General features: G+C 45.5%; 20 protein-coding genes and 1 tRNA gene. 18 read left to right on the top strand and 3 right to left on the bottom strand.

All coding sequences use genetic code 11. The features are described 5' to 3' along the window. Positions 1 to 81 precede the first annotated feature (81 nt). The 6 genes from G588_RS19380 (at position 82) to G588_RS0105905 (ending at position 9,759) form a co-directional block, all read left to right on the top strand. Positions 82 to 1,545 carry a putative bifunctional diguanylate cyclase/phosphodiesterase gene (locus G588_RS19380; protein ID WP_196804950.1) on the top strand — a complete coding sequence of 488 codons (1,464 nt, stop codon included), beginning with the start codon at positions 82 to 84 and terminating at the stop codon, positions 1,543 to 1,545. Between the two features lie 369 nt (positions 1,546 to 1,914). Continuing rightward, entirely contained in the window at positions 1,915 to 3,648 is a 1,734-nt protein-coding gene (locus G588_RS0105925) for an ABC transporter ATP-binding protein (protein ID WP_022777838.1), read from the top strand. Next, positions 3,648 to 5,429, top strand: a complete 1,782-nt coding sequence (locus tag G588_RS0105920) for an ABC transporter ATP-binding protein (protein WP_022777837.1) — start codon at positions 3,648 to 3,650, stop codon at positions 5,427 to 5,429. The genes G588_RS0105925 and G588_RS0105920 overlap by 1 nt, the downstream gene beginning before the upstream one ends. Before the next feature lie 97 nt (positions 5,430 to 5,526). After that, positions 5,527 to 6,450: an AAA family ATPase gene (locus G588_RS0105915; protein WP_022777836.1), complete on the top strand. Its 924-nt coding sequence runs from the start codon at positions 5,527 to 5,529 to the stop codon at positions 6,448 to 6,450. Further along, on the top strand, positions 6,447 to 7,514 hold the full coding sequence (locus G588_RS0105910) for a DUF58 domain-containing protein (protein WP_022777835.1): 1,068 nt from the start codon (positions 6,447 to 6,449) through the stop codon (positions 7,512 to 7,514). The genes G588_RS0105915 and G588_RS0105910 overlap by 4 nt, the downstream gene beginning before the upstream one ends. Further along, positions 7,444 to 9,759 carry a transglutaminase domain-containing protein gene (locus tag G588_RS0105905; RefSeq protein ID WP_081644276.1) on the top strand — a complete coding sequence of 772 codons (2,316 nt, stop codon included), beginning with the start codon at positions 7,444 to 7,446 and terminating at the stop codon, positions 9,757 to 9,759. The genes G588_RS0105910 and G588_RS0105905 overlap by 71 nt, the downstream gene beginning before the upstream one ends. On the opposite strand, the gene G588_RS0105900 is transcribed toward G588_RS0105905, so the two are convergent. Continuing rightward, the gene (locus G588_RS0105900; protein WP_022777833.1) at positions 9,752 to 11,797 is read right to left on the bottom strand and encodes a HelD family protein; all 2,046 of its coding nucleotides are present in this window, start codon (positions 11,795 to 11,797) and stop codon (positions 9,752 to 9,754) included. The genes G588_RS0105905 and G588_RS0105900 overlap by 8 nt on opposite strands. Positions 11,798 to 11,960: 163 nt before the next feature. On the opposite strand from G588_RS0105900, the gene G588_RS0105895 reads away from it, so the two are divergent. The 10 genes from G588_RS0105895 to G588_RS22415 all read left to right on the top strand — a co-directional run bounded on the left by G588_RS0105895 (position 11,961) and on the right by G588_RS22415 (position 21,121). Then, complete coding sequence (locus tag G588_RS0105895) at positions 11,961 to 12,623, top strand: DUF1961 family protein (protein ID WP_022777832.1); 663 nt, start codon at positions 11,961 to 11,963, stop codon at positions 12,621 to 12,623. 41 nt (positions 12,624 to 12,664) lie between these two features. Continuing rightward, positions 12,665 to 13,387 (top strand): hypothetical protein, encoded by a 723-nt coding sequence (locus G588_RS0105890; RefSeq protein ID WP_022777831.1) that lies wholly within the window; start codon positions 12,665 to 12,667, stop codon positions 13,385 to 13,387. A 105-nt stretch (positions 13,388 to 13,492) separates the two neighbouring features. Continuing rightward, positions 13,493 to 14,050, top strand: coding sequence for an elongation factor P (gene efp / locus G588_RS0105885; RefSeq protein ID WP_022777830.1), 558 nt, complete (start codon positions 13,493 to 13,495; stop codon positions 14,048 to 14,050). A 159-nt stretch (positions 14,051 to 14,209) separates the two neighbouring features. Then, the gene (locus G588_RS0105880; RefSeq protein WP_022777829.1) at positions 14,210 to 15,100 is read left to right on the top strand and encodes a DUF5688 family protein; all 891 of its coding nucleotides are present in this window, start codon (positions 14,210 to 14,212) and stop codon (positions 15,098 to 15,100) included. A 67-nt stretch (positions 15,101 to 15,167) separates the two neighbouring features. After that, positions 15,168 to 15,239, top strand: a tRNA-Arg gene (locus tag G588_RS0105875). A 40-nt stretch (positions 15,240 to 15,279) separates the two neighbouring features. Further along, complete coding sequence (locus G588_RS21330; protein ID WP_022777828.1) at positions 15,280 to 16,614, top strand: SH3 domain-containing protein; 1,335 nt, start codon at positions 15,280 to 15,282, stop codon at positions 16,612 to 16,614. Between the two features lie 21 nt (positions 16,615 to 16,635). Then, a complete protein-coding gene (locus tag G588_RS21325) occupies positions 16,636 to 18,096 on the top strand; it encodes a cell wall hydrolase (protein ID WP_022777827.1) in 1,461 nt (486 codons plus the stop codon). A 193-nt stretch (positions 18,097 to 18,289) separates the two neighbouring features. Then, a complete protein-coding gene (gdhA, locus tag G588_RS0105860) occupies positions 18,290 to 19,624 on the top strand; it encodes an NADP-specific glutamate dehydrogenase (RefSeq protein WP_022777826.1) in 1,335 nt (444 codons plus the stop codon). 179 nt (positions 19,625 to 19,803) lie between these two features. Next, positions 19,804 to 20,799, top strand: a complete 996-nt coding sequence (locus G588_RS0105855; RefSeq protein WP_022777825.1) for a hypothetical protein — start codon at positions 19,804 to 19,806, stop codon at positions 20,797 to 20,799. Between the two features lie 163 nt (positions 20,800 to 20,962). Continuing rightward, positions 20,963 to 21,121, top strand: coding sequence for a hypothetical protein (locus G588_RS22415; protein WP_022777824.1), 159 nt, complete (start codon positions 20,963 to 20,965; stop codon positions 21,119 to 21,121). An 85-nt stretch (positions 21,122 to 21,206) separates the two neighbouring features. On the opposite strand, the gene ptsP is transcribed toward G588_RS22415, so the two are convergent. After that, positions 21,207 to 22,982, bottom strand: coding sequence for a phosphoenolpyruvate--protein phosphotransferase (gene ptsP / locus G588_RS19365; RefSeq protein WP_022777823.1), 1,776 nt, complete (start codon positions 22,980 to 22,982; stop codon positions 21,207 to 21,209). A 42-nt stretch (positions 22,983 to 23,024) separates the two neighbouring features. Next, complete coding sequence (gene pfkB / locus G588_RS0105840) at positions 23,025 to 23,930, bottom strand: 1-phosphofructokinase (RefSeq protein ID WP_022777822.1); 906 nt, start codon at positions 23,928 to 23,930, stop codon at positions 23,025 to 23,027. Positions 23,931 to 24,135: 205 nt separating this feature from the next. Between pfkB and fliY the strand changes: the two genes are divergently transcribed. Both fliY and G588_RS0105830 read left to right on the top strand, forming a co-directional pair. Further along, entirely contained in the window at positions 24,136 to 24,741 is a 606-nt protein-coding gene (gene fliY / locus G588_RS0105835; RefSeq protein WP_022777821.1) for a flagellar motor switch phosphatase FliY, read from the top strand. A gap of 9 nt (positions 24,742 to 24,750) precedes the next feature. After that, positions 24,751 to 25,887, top strand: a complete 1,137-nt coding sequence (locus G588_RS0105830) for a DUF4317 domain-containing protein (protein WP_022777820.1) — start codon at positions 24,751 to 24,753, stop codon at positions 25,885 to 25,887. The last annotated feature ends 703 nt before the right edge of the window (positions 25,888 to 26,590 follow it).

Below are 26,590 nucleotides of genomic sequence, written 5' to 3'. Positions count from 1 at the left end.
TACAATTTATAATGAGATATTGTACGGGGGTGCAGGTAAATTGGCACCTATAGCGAGAGGATGATAGTTCACTTGAAGACAATGGCATGTATAAACTGCATATTGAGGACAGAATCCTTTGGGGCAACGGATTTTATCAGGAATGATAGAATTCTGCATATTGGCTTGTTCATAATAATTGTACTTCTTGTTGTGATCATCGTAAGGCAGCATAAATACCACCTCAGTCAGATAGCAAAATTCCGTAAGATGCAGTACCACGACAATCTTACCGGAGTATACAACTACAAGGGGTTTGTTAATCGTGTGGAAGAACTTATTAGGGAACATCCCGATATCCCTTATATGATGTCTTTTAACAACATCATGGATTTCAAGTACATAAATGACAGCCAGGGAAGAAACGCCGCCAATGAACTTCTTAAGTTCTGGGTGGACAAATCCCTTGAGGTTATGTCAGATGTGGAGGCCATAGGAAGACTTGAGGGAGACCATCTGGCCCTGCTTCTTAGAATAGGCGGCTTTGATAAGATGCAAAAAGAGGAACAGCAGGTCTTTGAACCGGTTCGGGACTTTTTCGTAAACAGAGGTAAGGACCTGAAAGTTCGAATTGTCAGCGGAATCTATGTGCTTATGCCGGAAGACTATGAAAATATCGATGTGGACAGAATGATCGACCTGGCAAGAAGCGCTGAGAGAAAGCTTCATGAGAACAAAAAGGACGGCTATGAATTCTATAATCCCAAACAGTGGGAGAAGGGAATGCGTGTTGTTCATATCGTTGGGCGTTTTCCGCTGGCTCTGAAATCCAAGGAGCTAAGGGTCTGGTATCAGCCCCAGATTGCCTACGACAGCGGCAAGATCATCGGAGCGGAAGCGTTGTGCAGATGGAACAACCCTGACCTTGGCTTTATTCCTCCCTCAGAGTTCATTCCGGCGCTGGAGGATGCGGGAATTATCTATGACCTTGATTGTTATATCTGGAAGATGGTATGCCATGATCTGGCCGGGTGGAACAAAGAGGGAAAACACAGATGCATATCCGTTAATGTATCAAGACTTGATATTCAGAAGAACAGAGAGCTTCCGGAGTATTTCTGTGATCTTGTGCAGGAATATGATCTGACTCCGGACCAGCTTCACATAGAGATCACGGAAACCGCCTATGTGGAGGATGCGGAGCTTTTGATCAATACCACCTCCAAGCTCAGGGAATACGGTTTTCAGGTTGAAATGGATGATTTCGGAAGCGGTTATTCTTCTCTTAATATGCTTAAGGAGGTTCCTGTCGACAGGATCAAGCTGGATCTTCGCTTCCTCACAGGATCCGGTAACCGCAGGATGGGACAGACGATCCTAAAGCATGTGATCATGATGGCGAGGGATCTTAATACCGGCATAATCGCCGAGGGTGTAGAAGAAAAAGAACAGGCTGATTTTCTTCATGAGCTTGGCTGCCATGCTATGCAGGGATATCTTTTCCATAAGCCGATGCCGGTGGAAGAATTCGAGAAACTGATGGAAAAAATGGATTCTATATCATGATAATTATTAATTGTAAATATAAATTTTTGGAAACTGTGTTGACAATGATGCATGGATAGAGCATAATAAACCTGTCGGTTTTGCTACGAGCCGATAAATACTAAGAAAGCGAGGTAAGGAATTATGATGAATGTGGCAAGAAAATATGACAACCATAATATTTCTAGGACTTTACCTCGGGAAACTGTATTTGGAATGGAATGAACATGAGAATGGGATTCCATATCTGAATATTTTGTTGTGATAGTTATACCCCGGTTAAGTCTGAGAATAGACATAACCGGGGTTTTTTTGTGCTTTCACACATCCCGGGGAAACACCTGTATACCTGAAGTAAGGTATGCGACAAGCAGTTAATTAGGAGGAACAATGAAGACACTTACAAGTTATGTGCGTAAGCACTGGGCAACCTACACCATGGCCGTGATATTCATGCTCTTTGCCATTGCACTGGACATGCTATATCCGAAAATAACTGAGATTATTGTTAATGAAACCATAGTGAGCAGGGATTTTCACAGATTTGGCCTGTTGCTTTTCCTTATCATTCTTATCGGAATCGGACGAAGCATCTTTGGCTATTTCAAGGAATTTACTTTTGACAAAAACTGTATAACCATAGGCACGGAGATGAGGAAGGACCTGTTTAATCATATTCAGGGGCTGTCTCTTGACTATTTTGACGACACCAACACAGGCGAACTTATGGCCCGTGTCAAGGACGATATAGACAAGGTATTCCAGATGGTTGGAATGGAAGCCATGATGGGAATGGAAGTTCTGCTGAACGTGGTTCTTGTGCTGTATTTCATGGTTAAGATCGATCCGCTTCTGACCATCGTTCCTGTGGTTGCAATGACTATCTGCGGAACAATAGCTATTGTGATGGAAAAGGAATTGGACAAGGTATACGACGAGATCAGTGAGGAGAACGCAACCCTCACCACCATCGCAGAGGAGAACCTGGCAGGGGTAAGAACTGTTAAGGCCTTTTCCAGGGAAAAGATGGAAATAGAGAAGTTCATGAAGCACAACAGGAACTACTACGACCTCAACATGAAGGAGGCCAGGGCTGATGCCAAGTATTATCCCATATTTCAGCTTTCGGCTATGCTTCTTCCCGTTATCTGTGCGGTTCTTGGCGGAATCGCAGTTGTTAACGGCAAGATGACACTGGGAAGCCTCACCGCTTACATCATCTACAGCCGCAGCTGTACCTGGCCCATGGAGGAGATTGGCTGGATAGTAAACGGCTTCACCAGCTCTTTTGCTTCTCTTAAGAAAATTAAAAAGATCTATGAGAAGCACTCCACACTGGCTAATAGCGATGCGCCTGTAACACTTCCCGCAATCGATGGAAGCGTTGAATTTGATCATGTTTCCTTATCCTTTGGAGATAAAGAGGTTCTTAAGGACGTGAGCTTTAGCCTTCCCTGCGGCAAGACCCTGGGAATCATGGGCGAGACCGGCTCAGGCAAGTCCACGATAATCAATCTTCTTCAGAGATTCTACGATCCCACCGAGGGTGATATCAGGATCGACGGAGTGAAGATTAAGGACATGGACCTTGGCCAGGTAAGAAGTGCCTCGGCAGTAGTTATGCAGGATTCATTCCTCTTCTCGGATTCCATTGTTGAGAACATCAAGATGGGAAGAAGAGATGAGATGACAGAAACAGAAATAGAAAGTGCCGCTAAAATGGCTCAGGCCAGCGACTTTATCGAGAAGCTGGAGAACTCCTACGAAACAGTAATAGGAGAAAGAGGAGTGGGCCTTTCAGGTGGACAAAAGCAGCGTATCAGTATTGCCAGAGCTATTTCCAAAAAGGCTCCCATACTGGTTCTTGACGATTCAACCTCAGCCCTTGATATGGAGACTGAGGCAGAGATACAGAAAACTCTTGATACCATCACAGGAGTCACCCGCGTGATCGTAGCCCACAGAATATCAGCAGTCAGAAATGCGGATGAGATTCTTTTCCTTAAGGATGGACAGATCGCAGAGAGAGGAACCCATGACCAGCTGATGGCAAGAAGAGGCTTGTATTACGACACCTACGTGGCACAGTACGGACAACTTGAAGAAAGGAAGGTGAGTGCGTAATGGCAGCTAATTCATTTCGCGAAGACGAGACCATTAAGAACACGGACATGAAGAAGGTCTTCGTCAGAATGATGGGCTATCTTAAGGCGCATATAGCAGAGATAATACCGGTATTGATATCACTTGTGGTTTGTGTGCTTATCAATCTGGTGAGCCCGCTTTTTATGGAATATGCAATAGATGTTCATGTGGCGAACAGAAATGTGACGGGGCTACTCTTAACAGCGGGAGCCATCGTCCTTCTGGGTCTTGTATATGCAGGCTTTGTTAAGCTTCGTATTTACTTCATGAGCAGAATCGGAAACAAAATATTATTGGACATCAGACAGGAGCTCTATGAACATGTCCAGACTTTGTCACTGACATTTTTTGACTCAAGACCAACAGGTAAGATCCTGTCCAGGATCATCGGTGATGTTAACTCCCTGAAGGAGGTCATGAACAATACCATCACCAATCTGATCCCCAACTTTGTGACGGTCTTTGGCGTAGTTGTGATAATGATGGTCAAGGACTGGAAGCTGGCCCTTGGTACTCTGTGCTCCATGCCATTAATGATGGCCGCTATCTTCTGGATCAGAGGAAAAAACCACAAGGGCTGGCAGGATGTGAGAAAGAAATCCTCCAACTTAAGTGCCTATATCCATGAGGATATCGCCGGAATCTCAGTGGTTCAGAGCTTTAGTGCGGAAAATGAGACCAAGAGTACCTTCAGAGACCTGGCCAATGAGCACAGGGATGCTTATATCAAGGCCTGCATGTATTCTGATCTCTTCGGACCTGCGATCGATATGAGCTGGGCTGTCAGCAGCATGGTGATGTATCTGGTGGCAGTGGTATTTCTTGGATATACAGAGGCAAGTGTAGGCATGATCGTTGCCTTTGCGACCTATGCAAATATGTTCTGGAGACCAATCATGGGTCTTTCCGGATATTATAACCAGCTGGTGACAAATATGTCTGCGGCAGAGAGAGTATTTGATCTTCTCGACACTGAGGCTGAGATCGTGGATAAGGAAGGCGCTACGGAGCTTCCTGAGATAAAGGGTGAGGTTTCCTTCGAGAACGTTGGCTTTACCTATGATGAGGGGACCAAAGAGGAGACCAAGGTCCTTGAGAATGTCAGCTTTACTGCAAGGCCCGGTGAGACCATCGCTCTTGTTGGCCCCACAGGCGCAGGTAAGACTACCATTGTTAACCTTATCAGCAGGTTCTATGACATTCAGAAGGGCCGCATCCTTATTGACGGTCATGACCTTACTGATGTGACAATAGAGAGCCTTCGTCGTCAGATGGGTGTCATGACCCAGGATAACTTCATCTTCAGCGGAACCGTAAGGGAGAACATCCTCTACGGAAGGCCCGATGCCACTGAGGAGGAGATGATTGCCGCAGCCAAGGCTGTAAATGCACATGATTTTATCACCAAGCTTGAAAAGGGCTATGATACCGAGCTTAAGGAGAGAGGCGCAGGTCTTTCCATCGGACAGAGGCAGCTTATTGCCTTTGCAAGGACCATGATATCCATGCCCAAGATCCTTATCCTGGACGAAGCCACCAGCAGCATTGACACTCACACTGAGATGCTGGTGCAGAAGGGCATTCAGGCTCTTTTGTCAGGAAGGACCAGCTTTGTTATCGCTCACCGTTTATCAACCATCAAGAATGCCGACAGGATCTTCGTGATTAATAACGGAGGCATCTTGGAGAGCGGTAATCATGACCAGCTTATTCAGAAAAAAGGTGCATATTATGACCTTTACATGGCACAGTTTGCCTAATGGTAGTATAATTTAATAATAATTGTCGGATTTATCAGACAATTTAGATTAAATATTCGGCCAATAGTTTTGGCCTGACCAGATTTGGGGGCAGCGTATGAATGAGAAAGTAGCTAAGCTAAGGGGAAGCATGCAGCAGAGAATAGTAGGAAAGGAGCAGGTGATAGACAGGCTCATCGTTTCACTGCTAGCCGGCGGGCATGTTCTCCTGGAAGATGTGCCGGGCGTTGGTAAGACGTCCCTGGCCAAGGCACTTTCAGATTCGCTGTCCCTGTCTTTTTCCAGAATTCAGTGTACACCGGATACAACCCCCTCCGACATAACGGGCTTTTCCGTATATGATCAGGGGACTTCTTCCTTCAAGGTCCTTCCGGGTCCCATAGTTAACAATATAGTTCTTGCGGATGAGCTCAACAGAACATCGCCCAAGACCCAGTCTGCCCTTTTGGAGGTAATGGAGGAGCACAGGGTTACTATTGACGGCAATCAGATTCCCGTTCCGGAGCCCTTTATGGTAATAGCAACCCAGAACCCATCCGAAATGGCTGGAACCTATCCGATACCGGAGTCCCAGATGGACAGATTCATGATGAAGCTCTCTGTGGGCTATCCCGACACCCAGGCCAGCGTGGATATGGCAGGGCGTTTCCTGGAGGGGCAGCTCCATGGTAAAATTGAGCCTGTTCTTACAGCCGCTGATATCCTAGGCATGAGAAAAGAGTCTGAGAAAGTCACTGTCAACGACACATTGAGACTCTACGCTGTTAACATTGTGGAAGCCACCAGAAAGAGTGCGGATATTGCCTGCGGCGCCTCACCCAGAGCACTTCTTGCAATGCTTCGCTGCAGTCAGGCCATCGCCTACATGGACGACAGAGATTATTGCGTGCCGGAGGACATTGCTAAGGCAGCATCCCTGTCACTCCCTCACAGGCTGGTACTTACAACAGAGGCCAAGATGAACCGCGTTACCAGAGATCATCTTGTGACACTGATCATAGAGAGGACAAAAGTCTCATGAGGATCACTTTCAGCAAAAAAGGAGTACTGTATTATCTGGTATTTCTGGCGGGGAGCCTGGTGCTTGCCTCTTTTTACGGCGGACCGGTGTCCTTTGTGATGTTGTACGGCCTTCTGCTGATACTTCCGCTGTCCCTTGCGTACATTTTTATCAACATCGTTCGTCTGTCCCTGTACCAGGAGATTGAGGTTCACAAGCTCTCCAAGGGCGATACCCATGACTACAGGATAATGCTGGAGAACACAGGATTTCTTCCGGTTCACAAGATGTCGTTTGGCCTGTACAAGGACCGATGCGATATGGGGAATCTTAGCGAAGAAGACCGGGTGTCTATTGGTATCTTTGGTAAAAAAGAGATCACTTCCGGAATCAGCTGCAAATACGCAGGGGCCTATAACGTAGGCGTCGAGCATGTTTTTTTTCAGGATCCCTTCAAGATAATGAAGGTAAAGTATCCGGTAAAGTATTCCTTCAGAGCCATCGTAAGTCCCAGAATAACGGATATTGCCGACAGCTCCCTTGACCTTGAGAATCTCATCAACAGCAGCGGCCTTAAGAGCAAAAGACTATACGAAGAGACTCCGGGCAGCGACATGAGAGCCTACAGAAACGGAGACAGCCTTTCATCAATTAACTGGAAGGTGTCAGCCAGACTTTCTGAGCTGATGGTAAGAGTTCCGGACAAAATGGAGAAGAGGACAGTGACGCTGGTTCTTGGAGCGGTCAACGTTCCCGAGAGAGATCAGGACACCGAGTACCTGAGGAAAAGAGATTATTTCCTGGAGTTTGTTGTGTCAGCAGCCTGGCATTTCGGGCAGCAGGGGATACCGGTAAGACTTATATATCCTGCGGGAGTTATTAAGGAGTCCGTGGTGGATTCCCATGACTCATTTTTGGAATTCTATAATATCGTTGCCGATGGGATCTTCTACGGCGCCGATGAGGAGTATGAGAAGATGCAGGAGTTTGTAAAGAACGGGGGTAACAAGAGGGATGACATGGATATCTGGCTTCTCATCAGAGAGGACATGGAGCCGGGAGAAGATTACTGCGTTAGTTTCTGATGAGCTTAAGATCTGCATGTTCATATTTTCTCTGACAGGGGTGTGCCTTAGAGGGATGTCCCTTATTAGGAGTGATCTGGGGGAGTTCTGTGGCAGTTCCTTTTTATTTGCAGTGCTCATTTTCTTTTTGTTCTATACAGGGCTGTCACGTCTCTTTGAAGTCTTTGCGGGAAGAGTCTCCGCATCTTTGGTGGCGGTTCTTCCGGCCTTCGTGCTGTTTTTTCTTGTGAGAGATATCGATAGCATGCCTTATCTGCAGATGGCGGTAATCACGGCGGCAGTTTTGAGGCTATTAATGACTTTTGTTCCCTTCAGGGAAAAAGTGGTGCTGGTAGGGACTTTACTTCTGACGGTGGCAGCGGTGGCGCTTCGTTTTGGGTTCGGACCTTTTTATGAGGATTCAAGAGTTGAAACGGCGTTGTTTGTATGTCTGTTTGAGCTGATGCTGTCGGGGCTTCAGTATCTTATCCCGGAGAGATCCGGCGAACCCTTTCCCTTTTCATTTTTTGCTGTGATGGCTATTATCATAATCCTGATTCCTGCCAGAGAGGCTCCGATCAACTGGAAACCCGTGCTGGAGGTGGGAGAGAGGATCGCAAACGGCGTGGAGGTTGCCTGCAGCAATGTATACTATTTGACCTCCGGCGTTTTTGGCAAAAATAAATATGTCGCAGGCTACAGCAGTCTTAAGGAGTCCGGCGGAAGTATCGCAGGCAGGTCCAAGACCGAGCTTATCCTAAGGCCTAAGAGCCAGACCTATGTCCTGTACAAGGATAAGGAGACTCTTCAGCTTATGAAGAGAAGGAAAGCGGTATACCTCACCGGCGGAAAAGGTATTGATAAGGAAAGAGCGGTTGAGTTTCTTACGCTACTGTACAGGGCGGAAGTCACCGATGAGATGGCCAAGACCTTTTCCCAGAAGGCGGGCCTTGACATAGAATACGCCTATGTAAGGACTAAGGATGAGATCACACCTGTTTTTGCCATAGACCTTACGACCAACGGAAAAAATCTTAAATCCGGCAGGAGCGATACTGATCACAAAAAGGGATATACCATCAATTCGGTTTATCTTGACGTGGACTATGCAAGTCCCTATTTCATCGCGCTGGTTAAAAATGCAGACTCTGCGCCAAAGAGTAATATTTCATATGAGGACCTCTGCGACTATGCAAGAAGAATGTACAGCTTCAATCTGGCTGCGGTGGTGACAAAAGAAGAGTATGAGAAACTGGCTGATTCTGACCAAGTCTATGGCGCTAACTGCGAGGAGTATCTGGATACCACCGGTTGCAGCGACAGGCTCCGGGAGTTGGCTAAGACTCTGACAGAAGGTCTTGATAACGATTATGACAAGTGCAGGGTGATAGAGGAGTATCTGAGACAGTACCCCTACAGCACTCAGCTGACGGATTCCGAGCCTCAGGATATGAATACAGCAGAAGGAATGAGCACCCTGGCTGAGGACTTCTTGTTCCATGCCGGTAAGGGCTACTGCGTGCACTATGCCTCATCGATGGTGATGCTGCTAAGGCTCTCTGGAATCCCGGCAAGGTGTGATGCGGGCTACAACTACCTGTATCCCTTTGAGGAACAGGAGGAGTTTGAGGTGTCAGGGACAAGGGCTCATACCTGGCCCGAGGCATTTATTAAGGATGCGGGCTGGATCCCTTTTGAACCCACTAGCGCATATACCTCCTATCAGGACAGAGCCTGGAATATGGAGATGAAACAGCCACAGGGCGATAAGGGAATGACCTATGAAGAAGATTATGACAGCCTGTCTGTGCCGGATATTGTAGAACTGGTGCCGGATCTTGCAGAGGAAGTTGCTGAGGAAGACGACAACAAGGAGATATTCGCGCTTGTAAGGATAGCGGTGATTGTGGTGCTCAGCGTCCTGCTTTTGTATGTTCTGGTTCTTGTGGGTACAGCGCTGGTAAAAGATGCTGTGTACAGGAAATCCTCCTATGGAGGGAAACTTCGCACAGATGTTGAACTTATTAAGAAGGATATCAGGAAACATTCCGATGAGTTCTTTGACAGGGGTTTTTTGTCGGATTATGCAGACAGAGCACCGCAGGAATTCAGAGAATCTGTAAGTGAGATCTTCGGACTGTATTATAAAATAGAATACGGCAAAAATAAAGAGGCTGCCCTAACCGAACAAGACAGCCTCCATGTCAGAGACGTTAGAAAACAGCTCCATGAGAGCTATAGGAAAAACAAAAAGAAGGTCAGCTGATAATATCGGCAAGTTTACCCTTGGACAGAACAGCCAGGTGCTGTGTTGCACGGGACATAGCCGTATACAGGCAGTGTCTTCCCAGCTCGTCTGCGGGGTAAGCGTCATTTCCCGCATCGGGTAGAATGACGTGGTCAAATTCAAGACCCTTGGCATATCGCAGCTCAATAAGGAATGCTCCGCTCTTTGGAAGAGAGCAGTTCTCAGAGATGATCGCGGGAGATCTGTCACCTAATCTTTCGCTGATTCTCTCAAGGCTTCCTTCATTTCTGCAGATAATGGCGGTGAGACCGCTCTTTTTGCTGTATTCGTCCATGAGACTAATAAGCTCATTGGTGAGTTCTTCGTCTGACTCGCAGGCCTTAACTATAGTCTTTTCACCGGGGCGTTTCACAGAGGATACCATGAGCTTTTTTTCCTCAGGAAGGATGGATGCGAACATCTCGGTTACTTCCGGTGAGCTTCTGTAGCTGGTAAGAAGGGGAAGCTCTGCATAGGTCTTGCCGCCTTCACTAAACAGCTCCCTTATTCCGGAGAAGGTTGCGGTACCCTCACGGATTGCCTGGTATTCATCTCCCAGCAGCATGAAGCGGGCACCCGGGAAGTATTTCCTAAGTACTATGAGCTGAGCCATTGTATAATCCTGAACTTCATCTATCATGACATAACGCATATTTCGGTCACAGATTCCCGTGAGCTCCATCTTGGTGTAGAGCCACTCGGCGGCTGTGATCTTTTTAGTATCAAGGAGCCTTTGTGCCACGTGAAGGACGTTGACGAAGCCGCAGTGTCTTATCTGGCTCAGGGCGCCGCCAAAGTCATTTTCAATTCTGTTATCTTCTGCAGAGCCGGATTTGGCGGAGCCTTCCGATTCCTCGTCATTGTCACTATCCATGTTGTGAAGCTTATTCTTGGCCATGGCTTCAAGCTCATCCATTACAGTCTGCACAAGTCTTACGCCCATCGGGAATTTGGCAAAACGTTTGATGACTTGGAACACCTCTTTTTTGGAGAGAATCAGTCTGTCCTTCTGGAAGATGTCTGTAAAGTCGTCGATTTCCGGTGACAGTGCTGAGAGAGTCTCGTGAATCCTTACAAGGCCCTCATCCTCTGTGTAGTCATATTCGCTGTAGGCCACAGGAACATTTACGTGGTCCAGGAATTCCTTCCAGGTAAGAGTCACGGGATTGGTCTCGCCAAGATCCGGAAGGACGTTATCGATATAGTCCCTGAAGATCGGATTGGGGGTTATGAGGCACACCTGATCCGGGCGAAGGGACTTTCTCTTCTGATAAAAAAGGTAAGCTATACGCTGGAGAAGTACCGAAGTCTTGCCACTTCCTGCGATGCCGTTAACCAGAAGCACCGGCACATCGGGGTAACGAATAACAGCGTTCTGCTCCTTCTGGATGGTTGCGGTAATTGCTGTCATCTTATCGGAGCGGGTCTGGGACAGAGACTGAAGAAGCAGCGGATCCTCTATGGCGATGGTGGTGTCAAAGAAGGAGATAAGCTTGTTCTTTTCTATCTCGAACTGTCTTCGAAGCTTAAGGTCCACGGGGATCTCCCTGTCTTCTACGGTGTAGCTGGTGCGGCCGTTATCCTGATTGTAGTACACCTCCGCCACGGGAGAGCGCCAGTCAACAACCAGCTGATCGTATCCGTTCTCAGAAATTGCGGCTCTTCCTATATAATAGTCCTCAGTCTGGTCCTCGCCCTCGAACTGAAGAGATATTTTGGCAAAATAGGGAGACTGAAGGAGCTTCTCTACGGTATCAAGGCGCTTGCCAAGAGAAGAGCTCTCTACATTGTAGGTGTCGATATAACGGTTCCATACCTCAATCTCGGCCAGAGTTTCCATGGTGGTCTCGATATCTGCGTAGTCGAAACGGATATTGTCGCGGATATCGTTTTTGTCCTCCACTGCCTTCTCATTCAGGGAGGATATCTGTGATTTCAAGTCTTTTTCTATAATAAGAAGTTTGTTGTAGGTCTTGGTGAGATGAGCCTGTTCCTGCTCAAGTATATCTTTTTCCATAAAATTACTCCTTTTACGTAAGGGCATATTGCGGTTACGAAAAACAGGATAGTTTCCTGTGTCTTATCAGTATATCATGGCGTTAGATAATTGCATAGCGCCGCATATTCCTATAAAATGAAATGAGGGGATTTAATACTTGGTGCATTGGGGGTATCAGGTAATGCCAAAAATAATCTGTAACAATCCACTTTCCTGTGAAGATGATATAAAAGATTTTGTGCTGGAGGGAGAGGCTGACATCAGCTTTTCCGGCGGCGCTATGAGACTTGCAAGTAAGAGGCCTTCCTCAGAGGGGCAGAAGGCGAATTTCGTTCTGTGGTGTCCCAAGGTTTTTCCTGCGGATATCATGATCGAGTGGGAGTTTCGGCCGATCAGAGAGCCCGGTCTTGCCATGCTGTTTTTTGCAGCCAAGCCAAAGAACGGTCCCGGAAGCATCTTCGACGGAGCTCTTTTAAGGAGAACCGGAGAGTACGAGCAGTATCACAGCGGGGATCTTAACACCTATCATCTTTCCTATTTCAGGAGAAAAGAGCCTTCTGAGAGAGGCTTTCATACCTGCAATCTCATAAAGAGCTACGGCGGCTTTCTGGTCAGTCAGGGTGCGGATCCTATCCCGGATGCTTCGGAGAACGCCGACTGGTACAACATGAGAGTGGTCAAAAGAGGTTCTAAAGTTTCTTTTTATATAAATGATCTTCAGATATTTGATTTTTATGATGACGGTATGACCTTCGGAGATCTGCTGACGGGAGGAAACATAGGTTTTCGCCAGCTCTCTCCCATGGTGGCGGAGTACAGGAATCTTAAGGTTACCTGGATCTGATAACTTGTAGTTGCTGTTTGTAGGTTACGGGGGGTATCAAAATGGCATTTCGTATTAGCGAGCTGACAAGTGCGGTCAATTCATATCTCAATTCCATTTCAAGTGTAAATAGTCGGGGCAGCAGTATCGGTGAGGACCTTAAGGGAATATTCCAGAAATATTTCAGCAAGGCCGTCAATGATACTAAGGTCGAGGCTCCCAATATCAGAGATGAGATTAAAAACAATATCGACAGCCATAATTTTGCACCAAAGACAGCAGCGGAGGCTACGAAGGAAACTGCTAAGACTGCAGGTTCCGGGGCAGGTGAGGTTTCGGGCTCGGCAAGTAATGCGGCTGCAAGTAATACGACTGCGAATAATGCCACCAATCTGGCAAGTCTTATAACGGCCTCAAGACTTGGCGGCAATCTGGGCATTGCAGATGCCCTTGAGACTATCATGAAGGCTAACAGTCAGAACACGGATAATGCCGATGTGTATAAGGGAATCCTTAGCGATAAGGCACTCAGAGACCTGTCGGATTCGTCATATTTTTATACAAATATGGTTCAGAGTTCTCTTTTTAAGACCTCGGATGAGGATGAGGATGTGACCGGCAGCACTACCACCAACTCGATAGAAGGTCAGACCCTTGAGAAATTAAATGAGAATTCTCTTCTTAATGCAACCCTCGGAACATCGGATTATTCGTACTATCAGTCACTTTTACAGGCCTATAAGAGCACTCCGACGGAGTCGGTTTTCGGCGATTATTTGTTGTGATACAAGGCTTTAATATAACATGACAAAAAAATAGTTGAAAAATCATCTATGATAGTTTAAAATGTGATAGTTGTTTGATGTGAAGTAATTAGGAGGATTTTTTTTATGATTTCTGCAAGTGATTTCAGAAATGGTGTTACCATCGAGATCGATGGCAATGTATGTCAGATTATTGAATTCCAGCATGTTAAGCCCGGTAAAGGCGCTGCTTTCGTAAGAACCAAGCTCAAGGATATCATCAACGGCGGTGTTAAGGAGACAACCTTCCGTCCTACAGAGAAGTTCCCTGCAGCAAGAATCGACAAGAAGGATATGCAGTATCTCTATCAGGATGGCGATATTTATAACTTTATGGATACTGAGACTTATGAGCAGATCGGTCTTACATCAGATCAGATCGGTGATTCTCTTAAGTTTGTTAAGGAGAACGAGACATGTAAGATCATGTCTTACAACGGCAACGTATTCGCAGTTGAGCCTCCTATGTTCGTAGAACTTACAATCACAGAGACAGAGCCCGGCTTCAAGGGTGATACAGCTACAGGTGCTACCAAGCCCGCAACTGTTGAGACAGGTGCTAACGTAGCAGTTCCTCTTTTTGTTAACGAGGGTGACGTTATCAAGATTGATACCAGAACAGGCGAGTATCTCTCAAGAGTATAATTTGTAACATTTCATTTACCATATCTGACACAAGTTTTCATAAATTTTTATAGAAACTGTTTTAGAAGTATTTATAAGAAACTGTAAGACAATAAAGAAACCAGACAAGGCTTCTTTATTGTCTTTTTTTGTCACTAAAACTATTTTTCGGAGGAAGATATGGATATAATTAATTTTGGGAATATATTATTACAGAATGTGGAGAACAATCTCGGAGACGGCGCCTGTGTTAAGTTTCAGGAGATTGTCAAGAATAACGGAGTTGTTTATCATGCTTTGGTCATAAGGGAAGAAGGCAGCAATATTTCTCCTTCTATTTATATTGATGATTTCTTTAACATGTACAAGGCAGGAGAATCCTTTGACAGTATCACCGATATGGTGGTAAGCCTCTACAGGGAGAGCTCTGTCGGGCTTGGCCTGGATATGGATTTTTTCAGGAACTTTGACGAAGTTAAGGGGCATCTTAGCTACAAGCTGGCAATGGCGGGCCCTAACATGGACAGGCTTCGCAGTGTCCCTGTCAGAGCATTTGCGGATCTGGTGATGATCCCCATTTGTATCCTTAACATCAAGGACAAGGAGCAGGGCAGTATCATGATCACCACAGAGCACCTTGATATGTGGGGGATTTCCAAGGAAGAGCTATGGGACAGCGTTATGAGGAATACAGTTAAGACGTTTCCTGCCAGTGTTAAGAGCATCAACGAATACTTGGAACCGGACATGTTTGATAGTCCCGAGCTTCTTAAGAATATTTATGTTGTGACTACGCAGTCCGGATATCAGGGAGCGGGAGCTGTTCTTTATCCGGGAGTTCTGGATGAACTTGCCTGTATAAATGACAGCGATCTGTATATCATACCTGCATCTGTTCATGAGATGCTTGTGGTTCCTGCGGGGAGCTGCAGTATTCCTCCCAGATATTTAAGGAGTATGATTGGTGAAGTGAATTCGTCGGTGGTAAGAGATGAAGAGGTGCTTAGCCACAGTCTTTATAGCTATTCATATCCTGAAGGTGAGCTTAAAATCTGTGACTGCGGGAATTGACTTTCCTCAAGGACTCATTAACATAGACATTATAGGGGCTATATGGTATTATATTCGGGTATGTGATGCACCCGTAGTCTAATGGATAGAACGTAGGCCTCCGACGCCTTTAATGCAGGTTCGAGTCCTGTCGGGTGCATTTCACTTGAATATGTTTGGGATTTAGAGGTTTGTTTTAAATGAGAAATAAGAAGAATACATCCACTTCCTGGAGGAATAATAGAAGATCTATTAATGCTATTTTAGGCGATAACAAGAAGTTTTTGATGCCTATTTTCTTTGTACTTGCAGTGGTAGCTACAGTGGGAATTGCTCTCAGTGCCAACCACAGAGCACAGGAAGAATCCCAGGAGCCTTCCGGTGCTGAGCTTGCGGCAACCTATGAGGTGCCCGAGGTAGAGATGGAAGAGAATGCTCATCCCGAGGTCAATGCCCTTATAGACAAGTACTATCAGGCCTGCGCAGAGGGAGATTCCGAGACTATCTCACAGATCTACAAGGGACTCGAAGATACCGAGCTTCTTAAGGCTGTGGCAGCAGCGGATTATATCGAAGCCTATGAGAATATCACTGTATATACCAAGCCCGGTCCTCTTGTTGGCAGCTATGTTGCCTATGTTTACAATGAGGTCAAGCTCTATAATTATGATAAGGCCGTTCCGGGACTTGAGACTCTCTATATTTGTACCGATGACACCGGCAATCTCTATATTAACGGAGATATTGTAGAGGGTAATGAAATTGAGTATCTGAGACAGATCAATGTTCAGACCGACGTTATAGACCTTAATAACAAGGTCGCTGTTAAATATAATGAGATGGTAAGCTCCGATGAGGTACTTGCAGAGCTCCTTACACAGATGAGATCAGGTCTTCAGGTTTCCGTAGGAGAAGCGCTCGCCAGCTCCGAAGCCAGCAACAATGAGGCAGCTGCGGCAGAAGGTTCTTCTGCTAAAGAGGATGCTTCTGAGGAATCTGCATCCGATGTTCAGGTTGTTACCACTCATACCATCAGAGCCACAGATGTCATCAATATCAGAAGCTCTGATTCCGAGACAGCAGATGTTATTGCCAAGACCAGCAAGGGTCAGGAGTTTACACAGGTTGAGGCTCTTGCCAACGGCTGGAGTAAGATTGAATACAACAACGGCTATGCCTTTGTTAAGACAGAGTTCTTTGAGGTTGTGGGTGAAGAGACAGTTGAGGTTGCAGGTGATAATGGCGACGCTGCTGAGACTAATACCGAAACAGCCAATAATAACGATAATAAGACAGAGAACAAAACAGAGAATAAGACAGAGACTGAGTCCAAGCCCGCTGCTACAGCCAAGACCGGCAAGATGAAGGTTACGGAATCCGTAAGACTTCGTAAGAGTGAGAGCACCGATTCCGACATCCTTGCAACACTTTATGCCGGAACAGAGGTCAATGTTAAGCAGCAGTATGCCAACGGCTGGTCCAAAGTTGAGTATAACGGACAGACAGGATACATGAAGTCCGAATTTCTTGAGTAACAGCGTATACATGGGGAGTATATGAAAAAGAGGATTGTTATCTGGTTACTTCTTTTTAGCTTAATAATGGGGGAAACAGCTCTTTGCTGCCGCGCCGAAGAGGATGAGGGCAATACAGATATCTCTCAGACCATCGATGGTATGAGGCAGCAGGAGCAGGAGACCCAGAATGCAATCTCGGACCTTGAGAAACAGACCAAGGAGACCAAGGATGCAATAAGTGCTCTTCAGGGTGAGAAAGAGAAGACCCAGAGCAACGTAAGTAATCTTCAGAACCAGAGTTCACAGCTGCAATCCACCATCAACGGCTATTCAGCCAAGCTTGATTCCTTAAGTGCAGAGATAACAGAGGCGGAGAACGCAATGGCGGAGGTGTCTTCCGAGATCGTTGAGCTGGACAAACAGCTTCAGCAGGCAAGAGACGAAGAACATAAGCGCTATGAGCTACTTAAAAAAAGAATTCAATCTACCTATGAGAGCGGTGGCAACACAGGGCTTGCACGCCTTCTTTTAGAGTCCGGGTCAATGCAGGAATTTCTGACCAAATATGAATATCTCACTGCGATAATAGAATACGATAAGAAAAAGATTGCCGAGTACAAGGCTCTTCAGGCAGATATTGAGGCCAAGTCCGCAGTCGTTCACGAGAAGGAAGAGGAACTTGATCAGTATCAGACTCAGCTCGATGAGAAGCATGAGGAACTCTCGGGACTTACAGCTGAGGTTAAGGGCAAGCTCTCAAGTACCCAGAATACACTTTCCTCAGAGAAGAACAAGCTGGCTGACTATGATAACAAGCTGGCTGAGCTTGATAAGAAAATGAAATCACTTCAGGCCAAGACCGCTGCCGCCCAGGCAGAGCTGGCTAAGCAGATCGCTGAGCGCCTTGCTCTTATGAAGGAAGATACATCCGGAGCTTACTCAGCATCAGAATCAGAGCTTGTATGGCTGGCGGCCACGATACAGGCGGAGGCCGACGGCGAGTCCTATACCGGCAAATTGGCAGTTGGATCTGTTATCATGAACAGAGTTAAGAGTTCTGCTTTTCCCGGAGATGTTGTTTCCGTCATCACTCAGAATATGCAGTTTGCTTCCTACAGGTCAGGTAAGGTTGAGCTTATCATGTCCGTAGGACCTAATTCCACCTGCCTTAGGGCTGCGCAGGAGGTTCTGGACGGAGCCAGAGTGGGAGATTATTTGTTCTTTATGACCAAGTATTATGCTGATTATTACAGGATCAGTGAATATACCATGATCGGTAACCATGCATTCTTCTACAAATGGTCTACGCTTCCTGAGCCGGAGCCTGCCGTTTACGATGGAGAAGAGCAGCAGGAACAGCCCCAGGAGCCGGAAGAGCCTGCGCAGGAATCAGAGGGCGAAGGCCAGGAACAGTCCGAAGATAGCGGTGATGAAGGCGGGGATTCCGAGGAAAATGATGATGAACAGCCATCTGAAGGTGGCGATGAGGGCGGAGAATAATTTTTTGATTTAATGTAATAAAGTCTCTTGCGCTTTAAAACATCAAAGTGTATAATACCATTCAGACAGTGATGTCTGCGCAACGGGGCGTAGAGACCGATAGTTTCTTACGCCCTTTTTTTATACTTAAAAATAAGACAATCGGTCTGTAAAAAAGTTTTTATGTGCCATGCACAGGAAGGAGAAAGAAAAAATGTCTTACGTTGATGAGATCTACAACTATGTTGTGGAGAAAAACCCTGCTCAGCCTGAATTCCATCAGGCAGTTAAGGAAGTGCTTGAGTCACTTCGTGTTGTAATCGAGGCTAATGAGGAAGAATACCGCAAGGATGCTCTTCTTGAGAGACTTGTAACTCCCGAGAGACAGATCCTTTTCAGAGTACCTTGGGTTGATGATAAGGGACAGGTTCAGGTTAACAACGGTTTCCGTGTACAGTTCAATTCAGCAATCGGACCTTACAAGGGAGGACTTCGTTTCCATCCTTCAGTAAACCTTGGTATCATCAAGTTCCTTGGTTTCGAGCAGATCTTCAAGAACTCACTTACAAGCCTTCCTATCGGCGGTGGTAAGGGTGGTTCAGACTTCGATCCTAAGGGCAAGTCTGACAGAGAGGTTATGGCATTCTGCCAGAGCTTCATGACAGAGCTCTACAGACATATCGGAGCTGACACAGACGTTCCTGCCGGTGATATCGGTGTTGGCGGACGTGAGATCGGATTCATGTATGGTCAGTACAAGAGAATCAGAGACGTATACGAGGGAGTTCTTACAGGTAAGGGTCTTACCTATGGCGGATCTCTTGCACGTACACAGGCTACAGGTTATGGTCTTCTTTACCTTACAGAGGAGCTGCTTAAGTGCAACGGCCACGACATCAGCGGCAAGACTGTAGTTGTATCAGGTGCAGGTAACGTTGCTATCTATGCTATCGAGAAGGCTCAGCAGCTCGGTGCTAAGGTTGTTACATGTTCAGATTCAACAGGCTGGATCTATGATCCCGAAGGAATCGATGTAGAACTTCTTAAGGAAGTTAAGGAAGTTAAGAGAGCACGTCTTACAGATTACGCTGCTGCAAGAAAGTCAGCAGAGTATCATGAGGGCAGAGGCGTATGGTCAATCAAGTGTGATGTTGCTCTTCCTTGCGCTACTCAGAACGAGCTCCTCATCGATGATGCTAAGCAGCTTGTTGCTAACGGATGTATCGCAGTTTGCGAGGGTGCTAACATGCCTACAACAATCGAGGCTACAGAGTACCTTCAGAAGAACGGTGTACTCTTTGTTTGCGGTAAGGCTTCTAACGCAGGCGGTGTTGCTACATCAGCTCTTGAGATGAGCCAGAACTCCGAGAGACTGTCATGGACCTTCGAAGAGGTTGATGCTAAGCTTAAGCAGATCATGGTTAACATCTACCACAACATTGACGATGCTGCCAAGAAGTACGGCATGGAAGGCAACTACGTAGCAGGTGCCAACATTGCAGGCTTCCTTAAGGTTGCAGATGCTATGAAGGCTCAGGGTATTGTTTAATACTTACAGTATATGATCATTGCTGCCGCGGCTTTTATGCTGCGGCAGTTTTTTTATGGCCTTATGTGTGCTTACAGTTCATACAATATTGTGAGATTTGTTGACATTGTGGTGTGAATCCAATATGATGAATAAACGCGCCATTGATAATGTTTTGGTGCTTATGGGAGGAAAAAAGTATGGGATATGTCAGCGCATTGGATTCGTCTAAACTTGTCTTTTTGCAAAAGTTTAACAGCATCGGATTCAGAACAGACAGTGATTCGATATCAACTATCGGCTTTATGGACGGATATCGGTTCACGATATCAATGGAAGGCTTTGATTATTTGATCAGTACTTCAGTCAGAAGTGGGGGACTTCTTCCTGAGGACAGATTTTTGGAAAATATTGTTGGCAGTATTTCAACTATTAAGACTGCGGCATTTCAGAATAACAGAATTACTTTTAAGTTAAAGAAACGATTTGTGGCTAAGAAGCTGGTGGATGACATTATAAGTACTATGCATTCATTGGCAGCGATTTTCAGACAAAGCGGTTATATCAATGTCTGTGAGATCTGCGGAGAACCGGTGGAGGGCATTGAGTCCTATGATATCAACGGAAGAGTGTTTGACCTGTGCGATAACTGCCATGAGTCCTGCAATTCCTATGTGGAAGCCCGCAGATGCCTTGATGACTCAATCAGGGAGAATTTTGCCAAGGGAATAGGATTAAGCTTGCTATATGGTATTTTTGCGGCAGCCTTAATTGTATTACTTATGAAATATGGAGTGGTTTCTCCGTATACCGGTGCGATGGTTGGCTTCCTTCTGATCTGCGGTTATGAACAGGGGAGCGGCAAGATGTCCAAATTCGGACTTATCTATTGCAGCGCTGCAGCGGCCGTTTTGACATACCTTTCCTGCAGAATCGGCTATTCATTGGCTTTTGTCAGTGATTTCGCGGAAATGGGAGAGAAGGTCAGCTTCGCAGACATTTTTACCGGTCTTGAAGGAGTGCTTCGAAGATATAATCTTACCAAGGATTTTTATGAGATCTTCATATATTACTTTTTGGTCAGCATGGTATTTATCGGTATTGACATTATATTTATGGTCAATAAGAGGAAGATCAAGAAGATGGATGTCATCATCGAGATACCCGAAGAAGACCGTTTTTACAGTGCCGGCTAAAGGCTACAGGTTAAAAAGTGCATAATAATGAGGTGTTTGGTAAACATAAAACAAGAAGACACAGAGTTTTCACATTTTTTTGGCGGTTTTGTTATTGATTAATCTGCTCCGAACATATATGATTAAGGCGCTACAGTGTTAAGGCTAGATAAGGAGAGAAAATATGGGAGAGTGGAAGCAGGCTTTTGACAGAATAATGGATCAGCTTTACAATCATCCGGAAGAGATGAGAGCCAGATTGCTTAATAAGTATGAGAACAATACTACAGAGCCTGAGGCTCGTCCGATGACAGCAATTGAGATGCTTAGAAGCTTACACTGATCGAATTATTTTGTTTGATTTTATGTATATGTTAATATGAGAAACCCTTGCGGATTGTGTTCGCAAGGGTTTCTTTTGTTTTCATTTATTCAGTTTCGTCTAATTCTTTCTGCTCAGATTTGATTTTCTCATGTACCAGGTCATTACGGAGTTGTTCACCGAAGAGCTTTATTAATATTTCCTCCGCTGTCTCCAGATTCATTGTATCGTCTTCTACGTAGTGGGATGCGTGAATACCCCACTTACTGATCATGGCGCGGGTAGGAAGTACCTTCGAGGGGCTTACGCTAAACTCATCAATTCCGAAGGACAATAAAAGAGGTATCAAATTGGGATTCCAGGCTGCCTCTCCGCATATTCCCACCGGAATACCTGCAGCTTTACCACATCTTGCAATTTGTCTTATGCTGCGAAGAACGGCAGGTTGGAAATAGGAGCCCAGATTGGATACGGAGTTATTTCCTCTGTCAGCACACATGATGTACTGGGTCAGGTCGTTGGTGCCTATTGAGAAAAAGTCCGATTCCTTGGCAAGGATATCCGCAATTAGAGCAGCAGCGGGTGTTTCTATCATGCAGCCTATCGGAAGCTCTTTGTTATAGGCAACTCCGATTTCATCATATTCTTTTTGTATGGCATGAACCATCTCTTTGACGCTTCGAACCTCCTCAACGCAGGTTACAAGAGGAATCATCAATTTGATATTTCCATAGGCACTTGCTCTTATTATTGCTCTTAGCTGTCTGTTATAGAGGCCGTCATTTTTAAGACAGTATCTTATGGCGCGAAGGCCCAGGAAGGGATTGGCTTCCTTTTCCAGATCAAGATAAGGAATCTCTTTGTCTCCGCCAATATCAAGAGTTCGGATGATTACAGGCTTGCCCTTCATGGCAACCGCTACTTCCTTATAAGCTTCAAACTGCTCATCTTCGCAGGGCTCACATTGTCTGTTCATGAAGAGGAATTCTGTTCTGAACAGTCCTATTCCTTCGCCGGTTTCTTTAATGACAGAGGCTACCTCTGCGGGAGTTCCTATGTTGCAGAGAAGTTGTATCCTCTCGCCGCCAAGGGTCTTGGTCTTTTTGCGGCGAAAAGATTTAAGTTCCGCTTTGTGTTCCAGTTCCTTTCTGAGAGATTCCTGATATTCTGCCAGAGTAGTTTCATCAGGGCTAAGCTCTGCTATGCCTGTTTTTCCGTTCATTACGGCAGGTTCCCCATCCTTTACAATGGAGAGGGCTTCGGGAACAGATGATATAAGAGGGATCTCCATGGCTTTGGCGATGATTGCAAGGTGCGAGGTGGCGGTTCCGACTTCTGTTATGATGCCTGCAATATTTTTCTTTTTGAATTTGGAAGTCATGGAAGGGGCGATATCTCTGGCTACAAGTATGGTGTTTGGTGGGAGGCTTCCCAGGTCTGTGTCCTTGATGCCAAGTAGGAGTTTAAGAAGTTCGTCCCTTACGTCCTTGATGTCCGCAGCACGCTGGCGCATCAGGTCATCCTCCATACCTGAGAACATGTCGATGAATGCATTGCAGGCTCCGTCAACTGCTGCTTCAGCCCTTGATCCACCCTCGATCATTTCAAGGATCTGTCCTGTCATGGACTCGTCGGTCGCAAGAAGGAGATGTCCTTCAAGAATCTCAGCCTCCTTATCTCCGGCGCTGTTTCTTAGCTTTTTTGCTTCAGATTCTGTTCTTTTTACAAAGCTTTTGAGGGCTTTGTTGAATCTCTTTTTTTCGGCGTCGATATCTTCTGCCGGTGACTTGTCATAGTTAAGGTCGGCTTCTTTGATGACAAGAATGTTTCCTATTCCTATTCCGTCTGAGGCGCCGATGCCTTTAAGCTTATTTGATGACATTGTATTTTCCTTCCCCAATATTCTAAAATAATCTTTTATAGATCAAAGCGTTTTATATAATTTCATGATCTCTTCACCACTTGCCAGATCGTCGGAAAAAGCTGTGGCGGATCCTGCGGCTGAGCCCATTTTTAGCGCTTCTTCGTAATCTCCGTTCTTACTGTAACCTGCAATGAAACCTGCTACCATGGAGTCTCCGGCGCCTACGGAGTTCCTAAGCTGACCTTTTGGAGCCGCGGCCCTAAGGGTTCTGCCGTCTTCGGTTACAAGGAATGCGCCGTCCGCTCCCATGGATACAAGGACATTTTCAGCACCCATAGCACGGAGCTTTTTGGCGTGTGCTTCAAGCTCTTCGAAGGTATCGAGCTTTTTGTCGAACATCTCTCCGAGCTCATAATTGTTGGGCTTTATCAAAAAAGGATGATATGGAAGAACGTTCTTAAGAAGATCTCCGGTGGCATCCACCACGACGTTTATGTCTTTGCCTTCGGTGAGGGCAATCATTTTTTCATATATATCATTTGGAAGAGATGATGGGATGCTGCCTGCCAGGATGAGAGTGTCGCCGCCGCGAAGGGCCTTAATTTTGGTGAAGAGTTCATTTAGGCAGCCCTCAGGGATCATCGGCCCCTGGCCGTTGATCTCGGTTTCTTCAAGGCCTTTTATCTTGACGTTGATTCGCGTAAGGCCCTGCGGTAGAGTGATGAAGTCCTCTGAGATGCCCTTACTTCTTACGCTGTCCTTAATGGCTGCGCCTGTGAAGCCTGCGACAAATCCGAGAGCGGTGCTGTCTATTCCAAGGTTTCTCAGAACCGTTGACACATTGATTCCTTTTCCTCCGAAATAAACCTCCTCGGATTGGCTTCGGTTGGTCATTCCGGGAAGGAGTTCCTCCTTCATGCGGACAACATAATCAATGGCGGGATTGAAAGTGACTGTATAGATCATTTTGACTCCTTCAAAATTGTGTTCATTACAGTATATTAGCACTGTAATCAGTCAAAACCAACGAATTTCATACAAAAACTGAAATATTCTTAAAAAAGAATAAAACTATGGCGTAATTGCGTAAATTAAACTAAAATATTTAATATAGGCAAAGAGCCTGTAAATTTTTGCTGCCATATAAACAAAACCGTTAAGGAGGCTTATCGTGGAAGATTTTATCCTGAGCAACGAAAAAATAGATATTTTGGGCGAAATCGCCAATATCAGTATGGGAAACTCGGCCACCACTCTAAGTATGATGGTCAATAAAAAGGTTGATATCACGACTCCTAATGTTAAAGTAATAAAAAGAAGCGAAGCTCTTGATGATTATGAAAAGACCTGTATTTTCGTGCAGATCCATTATGTTAAGGGACTTCAGGGCAACAATGTGCTTGTTCTTAAGGAACATGATGTGAAGGTCATGACCGATCTTATGATGGGCGGCGATGGCACAAATACTGCCGGAGAGATCACCGAACTTCATCTGTCCGCTGCTTCGGAAGCTATGAATCAGATGATGGGAACCAGTGCCACATCTCTTTCTTCCATGCTTGGCGTTGCCACCGACATCAGTACTCCTATTGTTAACCAGATTGATGTGGATAGCATAAAAGTTTTTGAAAAAATGTTTGATACTACTTACGATAAATTTGTTAAAATAGCATTTAGGATGACGATAGCTGACCTTATCGATTCCGTTATGGTACAATTATATCCGACGCAGTTCGCAGAGGACATGTGCCAAAAATTTATGAATAAAGGAAAATGATGATAACAAATGAATAAGGCAGAAACACTAGAAATCAAGAAACAGTTTACACCTGACAGATGCACCATTGACCACATTTGCGCATGCCTTGTGGATCATGAGAAGAACAAAAGGCTGGTTTTCAAGAAGGCCTTCAGATCACTGCCGGACGAGCAGATGTACAAGTATTTGGATATTTTCCAGCACACCCTTGCAGGAACATTTGGCAAGAACCTTATTAGTCTTGAGTTTCCTCTTGACCAGGAACAGCCGGGAGGTACTCAGGACTTTCTTTTGACATTAAGGGATTCCCACTTGGAAGAGGATGAGATAATTGACGAGTTCTACGATAAGATAATAGCCAACTATTTAAACGGCGAGAACTATCTTATCCTGCTTGTTCATGCCATTTATGACATCCCCGGCGTATCCACCGACGGAATGACAATGGAGGATGCTTCCGAGAAGATCTATGATTACATTCTCTGCAGCATCTGCCCTGTTAAGCTTTCCAAGGCAGGACTTGGTTACAATGAGAGCAAAAACGACATTGAGGAGAGATTCAGGGATTGGATAGTTGAGGGACCCACCAAGGGATTCCTTTTCCCGGCCTTCATTGAGAGAGACATGGATATCCACAACATGCTCTATTTCACCAAGAAGCCCGATGATCTCCAGCCTGAGTTCGTAGAGGCAATGTTCGGCGGAGTAGCTCCCATGCCTGCTCCCGAACAGAAGAATATCTTCGATGCCCTGGTTCAGGACAGCATCGGTGAGGATGCAGACTATGACATCATGAGAAATATTCATGATAATCTCAATGACATGATAGAGGATCACGAGGGAGATCCGGAGCCTTTGGAGCTTACCAAGAAGGATGTTAAGCAGCTTCTTCAGGACAGCGGAGTTCCTTCAGAGAGACTCGATTATTTTGAACAGAATTATGAGAGGACTGTGGGAGAGGAGGACATTCACCTTCTTGCCACCAACATAGCCAACACCAAGAAGTTCGATATCGAAACTCCCGATGTTGTGATCAAGGTTAAGCCCGACCGTGCTGACCTGGTTGAGTCCAAGATCATCGACGGCAGACAGTGTCTGGTAATTGCCGTGGATGACCATATTGAGGTTAATGGAATCAATGTAAAGACATTTATGAACAAATAAAAAGAGGCTGCCGTGCTTTATGTCGCGGCAGTTTTTTTAGTGGATATGAAAAATATGTAGTTGTCACAGTATAACACGGAAATAGTTTAGACTTCTGCAGCCGGACGCACACCCTTGACAGCACAAAGAATAATTGCTGCGTCGTCCCCACCGACGGCGAGGAACTCAGGAACAATCTATTTTTTCTCCGTCAAGGACAGCATTGTAGCAATTATTCTTTGCGCTATCAAGGGCAAGCCGCTTACGCGGTGGCTGTTTTCTTACCTTGGGCTCAGAATCTTGGAACAATCTGGCAGGTCAAACATAGCGAAAACACGCAATATTGCCCTCAATTGAAACTGGCGTGCTTAGAAAATCAGAAGCTAACACGCAGGATCAAACAGTCCTTTTCCCTGCGTGCTCCCAGAGGCTTAAAGTTGACGAAATTGTGACAACCTGACACTCATAGATCATAATTTTCCCTCTGCAAGTGCACTTCTCCTGCATATTAAGCTAATTCATACACGTCTGATGCTGTTCACGTATAATCTGCGTGTTTTCCGGCTCTTTTATGGTATCAATATTTTGATAATCATATGAAACACCTGTGAAGTCGCATCTTAATATGCCTTTCAGGAACAAAATCTAGCTGGTAAAGGCTGAAATGTGTTATATACGCATACTAAAACAGCATTATCTGGAGTATCAGTATGAATATCATAGG

The organism is Butyrivibrio sp. AE3009, from assembly GCF_000420845.1.
Lineage (GTDB): Bacteria > Bacillota > Clostridia > Lachnospirales > Lachnospiraceae > Butyrivibrio.
This window is presented reverse-complemented; position numbering and strand designations above follow the sequence as displayed.

Coding starts and splice junctions, on each gene's coding strand:
- gdhA (WP_022777826.1), top strand. CDS start 18,290: ATGTCTTACGTTGATGAGATCTACAACTATGTTGTGGAGAAAAACCCT.
- G588_RS0105830 (WP_022777820.1), top strand. CDS start 24,751: ATGAATAAGGCAGAAACACTAGAAATCAAGAAACAGTTTACACCTGAC.
- G588_RS22415 (WP_022777824.1), top strand. CDS start 20,963: ATGGGAGAGTGGAAGCAGGCTTTTGACAGAATAATGGATCAGCTTTAC.
- G588_RS21330 (WP_022777828.1), top strand. CDS start 15,280: ATGAGAAATAAGAAGAATACATCCACTTCCTGGAGGAATAATAGAAGA.
- G588_RS0105925 (WP_022777838.1), top strand. CDS start 1,915: ATGAAGACACTTACAAGTTATGTGCGTAAGCACTGGGCAACCTACACC.
- G588_RS0105920 (WP_022777837.1), top strand. CDS start 3,648: ATGGCAGCTAATTCATTTCGCGAAGACGAGACCATTAAGAACACGGAC.
- G588_RS0105915 (WP_022777836.1), top strand. CDS start 5,527: ATGAATGAGAAAGTAGCTAAGCTAAGGGGAAGCATGCAGCAGAGAATA.
- pfkB (WP_022777822.1), bottom strand. CDS start 23,930: ATGATCTATACAGTCACTTTCAATCCCGCCATTGATTATGTTGTCCGC.
- G588_RS0105880 (WP_022777829.1), top strand. CDS start 14,210: ATGGATATAATTAATTTTGGGAATATATTATTACAGAATGTGGAGAAC.
- G588_RS19380 (WP_196804950.1), top strand. CDS start 82: ATGGCATGTATAAACTGCATATTGAGGACAGAATCCTTTGGGGCAACG.
- G588_RS0105895 (WP_022777832.1), top strand. CDS start 11,961: ATGCCAAAAATAATCTGTAACAATCCACTTTCCTGTGAAGATGATATA.
- G588_RS0105905 (WP_081644276.1), top strand. CDS start 7,444: ATGACATGGATATCTGGCTTCTCATCAGAGAGGACATGGAGCCGGGAG.
- efp (WP_022777830.1), top strand. CDS start 13,493: ATGATTTCTGCAAGTGATTTCAGAAATGGTGTTACCATCGAGATCGAT.
- G588_RS0105855 (WP_022777825.1), top strand. CDS start 19,804: ATGGGATATGTCAGCGCATTGGATTCGTCTAAACTTGTCTTTTTGCAA.
- ptsP (WP_022777823.1), bottom strand. CDS start 22,982: ATGTCATCAAATAAGCTTAAAGGCATCGGCGCCTCAGACGGAATAGGA.
- G588_RS0105910 (WP_022777835.1), top strand. CDS start 6,447: ATGAGGATCACTTTCAGCAAAAAAGGAGTACTGTATTATCTGGTATTT.
- G588_RS0105890 (WP_022777831.1), top strand. CDS start 12,665: ATGGCATTTCGTATTAGCGAGCTGACAAGTGCGGTCAATTCATATCTC.
- G588_RS0105900 (WP_022777833.1), bottom strand. CDS start 11,797: ATGGAAAAAGATATACTTGAGCAGGAACAGGCTCATCTCACCAAGACC.
- G588_RS21325 (WP_022777827.1), top strand. CDS start 16,636: ATGAAAAAGAGGATTGTTATCTGGTTACTTCTTTTTAGCTTAATAATG.